The sequence below is a fragment of the Nocardia sp. NPDC059228 genome (assembly GCF_042754245.1).
GTDB lineage: Bacteria > Actinomycetota > Actinomycetes > Mycobacteriales > Mycobacteriaceae > Nocardia.
In genome coordinates this window covers 222,564-229,743 of the sequence record NZ_JBHZAL010000011.1, presented here as the reverse complement: position 1 = coordinate 229,743, position 7,180 = coordinate 222,564, and the positions used below count along the sequence as shown (strand labels likewise).

The following is a 7,180-nucleotide window of genomic DNA, read 5'->3' as shown; positions in this document are numbered from 1 at the left end:
GGGTGGGCGACTCTTTTGGGCCGGTGGGCGCGGGGGTCGTATTGTTGCTCGGCGGTGTAGGTATTATCGAGTTTTTCTGGGCCGCGAACCCGCCCGGAGCGAAGCGGAGGGCAAATTGGACACAGAGTGTGATGCGATGGGCGCATGACGCGAGCGGGATACGACGTGATCGTGGTGGGCGGCGGCCACAACGGCCTGGTGGCCGCCGCCTACCTGGCCCGGGCCGGGCGTTCGGTGCTGGTGCTGGAACGCCAGGCCCACACCGGTGGCGCGGCGGTGTCCGAGCGGGTGTTCCCGGGCTTCGACGCGCGACTGTCGCGCTACTCCTATCTGGTGAGCCTGCTGCCCGAGCGCATCGTGCGGGACCTGGACCTCAGCTTCGAGACCCGCAAGCGGCGCATCTCGTCGTACACGCCGATCGGTGGCACCGGGCTGCTGGTGGACAACGGTTCCGAGGCCGCCACCCGCGCCAGCTTCGCGCAGGTCACCGGATCCGAGCGGGATTACGAAGCCTGGCAGCGCTTCTACGCCATGACCGGGCAGCTGGCCGAGCGCGTCTTCCCGACCCTGACCCACCCGCTGCCCACCCGCGCCGAATTGCAGCGCACGGTGGACGATTCCACCGCCTGGGAGACGATTTTCGAACGGCCCCTGGGTGAATCCGTGGAGGCCGCCTTCGCCGACGACACCGTGCGCGGCGTGGTGCTCACCGACGCGCTCATCGGCACCTTCACCCACGCCCACGATCCGGCGCTGCGGCAGAACCGCTGCTTCCTCTACCACGTGATCGGCGGCGGCACCGGCGACTGGAATGTGCCCGTCGGCGGCATGGGCGCGCTCACCGACGCGCTTGCCGGCGCGGCCCGCACGGCCGGGGCCGAGTTGAGCACCGGATGCACCGTCACCAGCATCGAGCCCTACGGCGACACGGCCGACGTGCACTACCTGCACGGTGATCACGGGCATGTGGCCAGCGCGCGGCACGTGCTGGTGAACGCCGCGCCCTACGTGCTGGCGGGACTGCTGGGCGAATCGGCCGAGAAACCCGAGGGCGCGCAACTGAAGATCAACATGCTGCTGCGGCGACTACCGAAACTCCGTGACCCGCAGGTGGATCCGCGCACCGCCTTCGCCGGCACCTTCCACATCGCCGAATCGGCCGGTCAGCTCGAGCGCGCCTACCGGGAGGCGGCTGCGGGCGCGCTGCCCTCGGCCCCGCCCTCGGAGATCTACTGCCACACCCTGACCGACCCGTCGATCCTCGCGCCGGAGCTGAACGAGCGCGGCTTCCACACCCTCACTCTCTTCGGGTTGCACACGCCCGCACGGCTTTTCGCCGACGATCCGCGCGGCGTCAAGGAGCGGCTGGTGGATGCCACACTGGCACAACTGGATTCGGTGCTGGCCGAACCGATCCGCGACTGTCTCGCCCTGGACGGCGAGGGCAACCCGTGCCTGGAGGCCCGCACCCCGGTCGAACTCGAACGCGAGATCAGCATGCCCGGCGGCCATATCTTCCACGCGGACCTGTCCTTTCCCTACCGCGCCGACGATGCCGACGACAGCCCCGCAGCCCGGTGGGGCGTCGCGACCCGGCACCGCAATGTCCTGCTGTGCGGCGCGGGCGCGGTGCGCGGCGGCGGTGTCAGCGGCATCGGCGGCCACAATGCCGCCATGGCCGTCCTCGAAGCGGGCTGAGCGAATCCGCGTGCGGGGCTGAGCGAATCCGCGGGCGGGGCTCAGTCCAGTTCGCCGTGCTCCGCGTCCCAGCGGGCGCGGGCCGCGGCCACCGCGTCCATGTGCGCGCGGGACCAGTCGGCCAGGTAGAAGGCGACCCCGGCCAGGCTCTCACCCATCTCGGTGAGCCGGTACTCCACCTGCGGCGGAATGGTCGGGTAGGCCGTGCGCTCCAGGAACCCGTCGCGCAGCAGCCTTTTCGTGGTGAGTGTCAGCATGCGTTGCGAGATACCGGGCACGGCGCGCTGCAGCTCGCCGAACCGGCGCACGCCCTTGCGCAGTTCGACCAGCACCTGCACGGTCCATTTGTCGCCGATCCGGTCCAGGGTGTCGCGGATCCCGCAGTGGTCATCGCCACACGGCCCGGCGGGAACAGCGGCTGCGGCCTGGTCGGTAACAGCGGTGTTCGTGACTGACACCGAAGTGCCTTCTTCCCAGGTCGCCACCGTCGTCGGAAGCTCGGTCAGGTCGTGGTCCACGACCTTCGCAACGCAAGGAGTAGCGCAATGATTCTCGTGACCGGCGTTTCCGGCGCTCTGGGCGGACTGGTACTGGCGGGCCTGCGGGCCCGGCCGGCTCTGGAGGTGGTGGCGGGCACCAGCTCCAGAGCCGCGCAACACAGCGACAACACCGCCCGGCGCATCGATTTCGACGATCCCGTATCCCTGACCGCCGGCTTCGACGGCGTGGACACGCTGGTGTTCATCTCCGCCGGATACGCCGAGGACGATGTGGTGACGGCCCGCCATGGCGCGGTGGTGGCCGCCGCGGCCGCCGCCGGAGTGGGGCACGTCATCTACACCAGCCTCTCGGCGTCGGCCGGGCACACCACCATCGCCGTCCCGCACCTGTGGACCGAGAAGCAGCTGGCCGCAGCGCCTTTCGAGGTGACGGTGCTGCGCAACGGGTTCTACAGCGAGGTGCCGGTGGGCCTGGCGGCCGGGGCGGCCGAATCCGCCGCCGCCACCGGGGTTTTCGCCGTACCGTTCGGCACCGGCCGCATCTCCGGGGTGTCGCGGGAGGATCTGGCCGAGGTCGCGGTGCGGGTGGCCGCCGAGGTCGAGCGCGGCGTGCGCGCCGGAGCGTCCACCGCGCACGCCGGTCGCACCTACGAGCTCGAGGGCGTGACCTCGGTCAGCGGCGCGGAGATCGCCGGGCTGCTGAGCGAATCCCTCGGCCGCCCGGTCGAATACCGGGACGTGCCGCTCACCGAGCTGCGCGACAGCCTGCTCGGCGGGGGCCTCGAACCGTATCGGATCGGGCACACGATGTCGCTGTTCTCCAACCTGAAGGCGGGTTTCCTGCACGCCACCCACAGCGATCTGCCCGCCCTGCTGTCCGGTGCGCCGCGCCCGATCCGCGCCGAGATCGCGGCCGCGGTCAGCGGGCCGGGAGCAGCTGGGTGACGAGCCAGAGGCGACGGGGCAGCTCGCCCTCCTCGAAGGAATGCCGGTCGCGCAGCTCCCATCCGGCGGCGAGGCTCTCGACGAGTTCCGCGGAGAAGAAGTGCACGGCGAAGCCGCCGTGCTCGTAGATGTCGTCGCCGAGGGATGTGCCGCTGCCGAAGTGGGCGTCGTCGGTATTGCGGACGGTGTAGACGAAGGCGCCACCGGGTTTGAGGACGCGGCGGATCTCGGCGACCAGGTCGCGGATCTCCTGGGTACTGAGGTCCATGCACAGCAGCATGTGCGCGTACACCGCGTCCACGCTGCGGTAGGGCAGCGGAATCGGCTGGCGCACATCGTGTTCCAGGGTGCGGACCCGCTCGCCCGCGCCTTCGGCGACCGCCCGTTCCTGTAATTGCGCCAGCGCGACGGCACTGAAATCGGTGGCGGTCACCCGAAAACCCTGGCGCGCCAGGTGGAGTGCGTCCCGGCCGTGGCCCGCGCCCAGTTCCAGCACGTCGCGGGCCCCGCGCTCGCGGAACAGGCGCGCCGCGTACACGGCGGCCTCCGAGGGCTCGTCGCCGTACATCTCCGGATGCGTGCGGTAGGTGCGCTGCCAGTGCTCGTGCTGGTCGCTCATGCCCTCAATCATGTCCGACCGGCGGCGGCTAGGAGGTGCGACGGCCGTCCGCGCCGTGCTGGCCCATGATGTCGGAGCAGCAGCGGATGAAATACCGCATGACCGGATCGGTCTCGGAGGCGTCCGGCCACACCACCGCCACCCGGGTGGGGCCGATGCCGTGCACGGGCCGGAACACCACGCCCGGGTACTCGGTGCGGGCGGTGGAGGCGGGGGTGAAGCTCACGCCGAAGCCATTGGCGATGGCGCGCAGCCATTCCTCGGTATTGCGGGCGATGGCCCCGATGATGGCGGTGTCCGCGGGCCGCGCGTCCAGGCCCATCCAATAGTCGCGCCACCAGCCGGTTTCCGCGGGCGAGGCGACATACGGCTCGTCCCACAGCTCCCGGAAGGCGATGTCGTCGCGCTGGGCCAGCGGATGGTCCTCGGGCAGCGCGATCCAGCGCGGTTCGGCGAACAGCTCCCGCAGGTGGTATTCGTCCTGGCCCGGAAAGGGCAGGCGCAGCAGGGCGACATCGACGTCGCCCTCGTCCAGCCCGGCGGTCGGGTCGGTCCAGCCGCCCTGGTGCAGATCGACCTGCCAGTCCGGGTGCAGCCGGTGGAAGACCCGGATGATCTCCGGAATGTGGCCGTCGGCAGCGCTGTTCACGCAGCCCAGCCGCAGTACCCGGGAGGCGCGGCTGGCATCGCTCTTGGTGTCGCGCAGGATCCGGTCCCAGGACGCCAGCAGCGCCGGGACCTGCTCGGCGAGCACCTTGCCGGCCGCGGTGAGCGTCCAGCCCGCGCGGGAACGAATGAACAGCTCCACACCCAGCTGCTGTTCCAGCTGTTTGATCTGGGTCGCCAGCGCGGGCTGCGCGACATGTAGTCGCTGCGCCGCCCGCGGCAGGTTCTCCGCGTCCGCGACTGCCAGGAAGTAACGCAGCAGTCGCGTATCGATATCCATGCCACCAGGTTAGGAAGAGGGCAACCGATAGGCATACCCGATGGCTTGGAAGCCGGGATTCGGGCGGGATGGTATCGGCAGTTCCGTTCCAGAGCCGGGATGCATGGGAGTGAGATGGCTCGCGTCCGGTGGATCCGGGCCCGCCGCGCGCTAGATTTTGATTGCTACGAAGTTGCTCATCTATGGAGGCGAGACCTACGAGTCTGTCGCGGCATCATCCACGGCCCCGGCGTGCGGGGCGCGGCCGGGGCGCGCTGTCGCGCAGCCTCTACGGGGCCACCCGCAGGGCCGCCGGATCCATGGATCACTGGCTGCGGCGGGTCAGCCCCGGCGCGATCGCCCCGGCGGAGCAGGCTCCGCCGCCGGAGGAACCACCCGTCTCCGCCGACCTGCTGGATCTGTTGCGGCACATGGGCGTAGCCCTCATTCGCTCGGGCGAGACCACCGGCCGGGTAAAGGACATCCTCGACGAACTGGCGCGCCGCTACGACGCCACCGAGGTGCACTTCTTCGTGCTGCCCACGGGAGTGTTCGTGCGCGTACAGGATTCGCGCGGATCGGCGATGGACCTGCTGGAAGCCGACTCCGACACCCTGCGCCTGGATCAGATCGCCGCGCTCTACGAACTCATCGACCGGATCACCAGCGAACTGCCGCCGCCGGCCGAGGCCACCGTGGCGCTCGAGGAGATCCTCGCCTCGCCGCAGCCGACACCGGTGTGGCGGTTGCTGACCGGCAATGTGGTGCTCACCGTGGGGCTCGGCCTGATGCTCAACCCCACCTCCACCGCCCTGCTCGGCTACATCGTGCTCGGGCTGGCGGTGCAGCTGCTGATCATGGCGGCCGACCGGTTCCGGCTGCTGTACACCAGCTTGCCGGTGCTCGCCGGGGCGGTGGTCACCCTGCTGTCGTTCGGCTTTCCCAACGCGCTCGGCGGCGGCAATCCCTCCCAGCTGCTGATCCCCTCGGTGTCGAGCCTGCTGCCGGGCGCCATGCTCACCAACGGGTCGATCGAGCTGGCCACCGGATCCATGATCGCGGGCGCCAGCCGCACCATCTACGGCTTCAACAAGCTGGTGCTGCTGGCCTTCGGGGTGCTGGTGGGGCTGCAACTGCTGGGCACGCTGCCCACGGTGTCACCGCAGCCCGGACCCGGATTGGGCTGGTGGACACCGATACTCGGGGTGCTGCTGATCGGACTGGGCCACAGCCGGCGGGCCAGCGCCCCGCCGAGATCCCTCGGCTGGCTGCTGATCGTGCTGTACGCGGCGTTCTGCGGGCAGCAGTTGGGCACTCAGCTCGGCGGCGGGCTGCTCGGCTCGTTCCTGGGCGGCATGGTGGCGGTGCCGGTGGCATACCTGGTGCAGCGCTTCAAAGATGCCCCGCCGACACAGGTGGTGTTCCTGCCCGCCTTCTGGATGCTGGTGCCCGGCGGCATGAGCCTGAGCGGGATCTCCGCGCTGGTCACCGAGAACGACCCCAACGGCCTGCACATCCTGGTCACCGCAGTGCTCACCGTGCTCGCCATCGCGCTGGGCGTGCTGGTCGGCTCGGGCCTGGTGACCTCGACCCGGGAGCCGCGGCTCCAGGGCATGGTCGAGGACTGGCTGGGACCCGGAACCGAAACTCAGCGCACCACCGGCAGTTCCGAGCCCGGATCGGCCAGCCAGAGCAGCCAGTGAGGCGCGAGCAGGGCGGCGAACTCGTCGTAGCCGGTCGCGCCCGGATGGAAGCCGTCGCAGGCCGCGACATCGCGCATCCAGATCTGGTTCTCACGCAAGGGCTGATGCGCCCGCAGGTAGGGCACCTCGGCCTCGTCGCACAGGTCGGCGAAGCGGGCGTCCAGTGCCAGCAGCCGGGCATTGTGCTCGTCGTCGACATTCGGCGGCGGCGCGACCACCATTGTCTGCCAGCCCTTTTCCCGCGCCCGGCGCAGGATGCCGGCCAGATTGCGCTCCGACGTCCCCGGATCGACCCGGGGACGGCCGTCCTCGAGCTGGGTGTCGTTGACACCGGTGGAGATCACCACCCGGCAGTCCGCACCCGCGGGTAGCCGGGGCGTGCACTCGGCCTCCCAGCGGGCCCGCAGCTCGGTGCTGTTCTCCCGTCGGATGCCGAGGTTGTAGTAGGTCAGCGGCTGTCCGGCCGCCGTGGCCCGGGCCGCGAGCCGGCCCGCCCAGCCCAGGCACCTCGGATCACCGACTCCCGCGACGAAGGACTCACCGACGAAACAGACACGGAGATCGAGCACCACGGGCCGATCCTCGCACGCCGGTTCGGCCTGTGCCCAAGGCTCGGATCAAGCCGGAGGAACCGATCCCGCGAACGAGCGCGGCGGACGCCCCGAACCGGGCTCGTCGGTACCGGCCAGCGGGGACGGGTTACGGTTACGGCGTGTTGGGTGGTCGGTGATGCCGTCGCCTGCCGCATACTCACACCGAGCCGACCATGGGACCGCAGCCGTTCCCACGA

General features: G+C 70.3%; 7 protein-coding genes. 3 read left to right on the top strand and 4 right to left on the bottom strand.

Annotation, left to right across the window (positions count from 1 at the left end):
- Positions 1–144 precede the first annotated feature (144 nt).
- The gene (locus ACFXKA_RS19490) at positions 145–1,698 is read left to right on the top strand and encodes a phytoene desaturase family protein (RefSeq protein WP_379428277.1); all 1,554 of its coding nucleotides are present in this window, start codon (positions 145–147) and stop codon (positions 1,696–1,698) included.
- A gap of 41 nt (positions 1,699–1,739) precedes the next feature.
- Here the strand turns inward: ACFXKA_RS19490 and ACFXKA_RS19485 are convergent, their stop codons facing one another.
- Positions 1,740–2,156: a winged helix-turn-helix transcriptional regulator gene (locus ACFXKA_RS19485; RefSeq protein ID WP_379400700.1), complete on the bottom strand. Its 417-nt coding sequence runs from the start codon at positions 2,154–2,156 to the stop codon at positions 1,740–1,742.
- An 87-nt stretch (positions 2,157–2,243) separates the two neighbouring features.
- Between ACFXKA_RS19485 and ACFXKA_RS19480 the strand changes: the two genes are divergently transcribed.
- Positions 2,244–3,143 carry an NmrA family NAD(P)-binding protein gene (locus ACFXKA_RS19480; protein WP_379428276.1) on the top strand — a complete coding sequence of 300 codons (900 nt, stop codon included), beginning with the start codon at positions 2,244–2,246 and terminating at the stop codon, positions 3,141–3,143.
- On the opposite strand, the gene ACFXKA_RS19475 is transcribed toward ACFXKA_RS19480, so the two are convergent.
- Positions 3,118–3,762, bottom strand: coding sequence for a class I SAM-dependent methyltransferase (locus ACFXKA_RS19475; protein WP_379428275.1), 645 nt, complete (start codon positions 3,760–3,762; stop codon positions 3,118–3,120). The genes ACFXKA_RS19480 and ACFXKA_RS19475 overlap by 26 nt on opposite strands.
- 28 nt (positions 3,763–3,790) lie before the next feature.
- Complete coding sequence (locus ACFXKA_RS19470) at positions 3,791–4,708, bottom strand: LysR family transcriptional regulator (RefSeq protein WP_354840969.1); 918 nt, start codon at positions 4,706–4,708, stop codon at positions 3,791–3,793.
- A gap of 182 nt (positions 4,709–4,890) precedes the next feature.
- On the opposite strand from ACFXKA_RS19470, the gene ACFXKA_RS19465 reads away from it, so the two are divergent.
- Positions 4,891–6,390, top strand: coding sequence for a threonine/serine exporter ThrE family protein (locus tag ACFXKA_RS19465; protein ID WP_379428274.1), 1,500 nt, complete (start codon positions 4,891–4,893; stop codon positions 6,388–6,390).
- Here ACFXKA_RS19465 and ACFXKA_RS19460 read toward each other — a convergent pair.
- Positions 6,336–6,962: a GDSL-type esterase/lipase family protein gene (locus ACFXKA_RS19460; protein WP_379428273.1), complete on the bottom strand. Its 627-nt coding sequence runs from the start codon at positions 6,960–6,962 to the stop codon at positions 6,336–6,338. The two genes, ACFXKA_RS19465 and ACFXKA_RS19460, sit on opposite strands and share 55 nt — an antisense overlap.
- Positions 6,963–7,180: the final 218 nt, after the last annotated feature.

Bases quoted from the DNA above. Each gene is read 5' to 3' on its own strand.
- ACFXKA_RS19490 (WP_379428277.1), top strand. From the start codon at position 145: ATGACGCGAGCGGGATACGACGTGATCGTGGTGGGCGGCGGCCACAAC.
- ACFXKA_RS19480 (WP_379428276.1), top strand. From the start codon at position 2,244: ATGATTCTCGTGACCGGCGTTTCCGGCGCTCTGGGCGGACTGGTACTG.
- ACFXKA_RS19475 (WP_379428275.1), bottom strand. From the start codon at position 3,762: ATGAGCGACCAGCACGAGCACTGGCAGCGCACCTACCGCACGCATCCG.
- ACFXKA_RS19470 (WP_354840969.1), bottom strand. From the start codon at position 4,708: ATGGATATCGATACGCGACTGCTGCGTTACTTCCTGGCAGTCGCGGAC.
- ACFXKA_RS19465 (WP_379428274.1), top strand. From the start codon at position 4,891: ATGGAGGCGAGACCTACGAGTCTGTCGCGGCATCATCCACGGCCCCGG.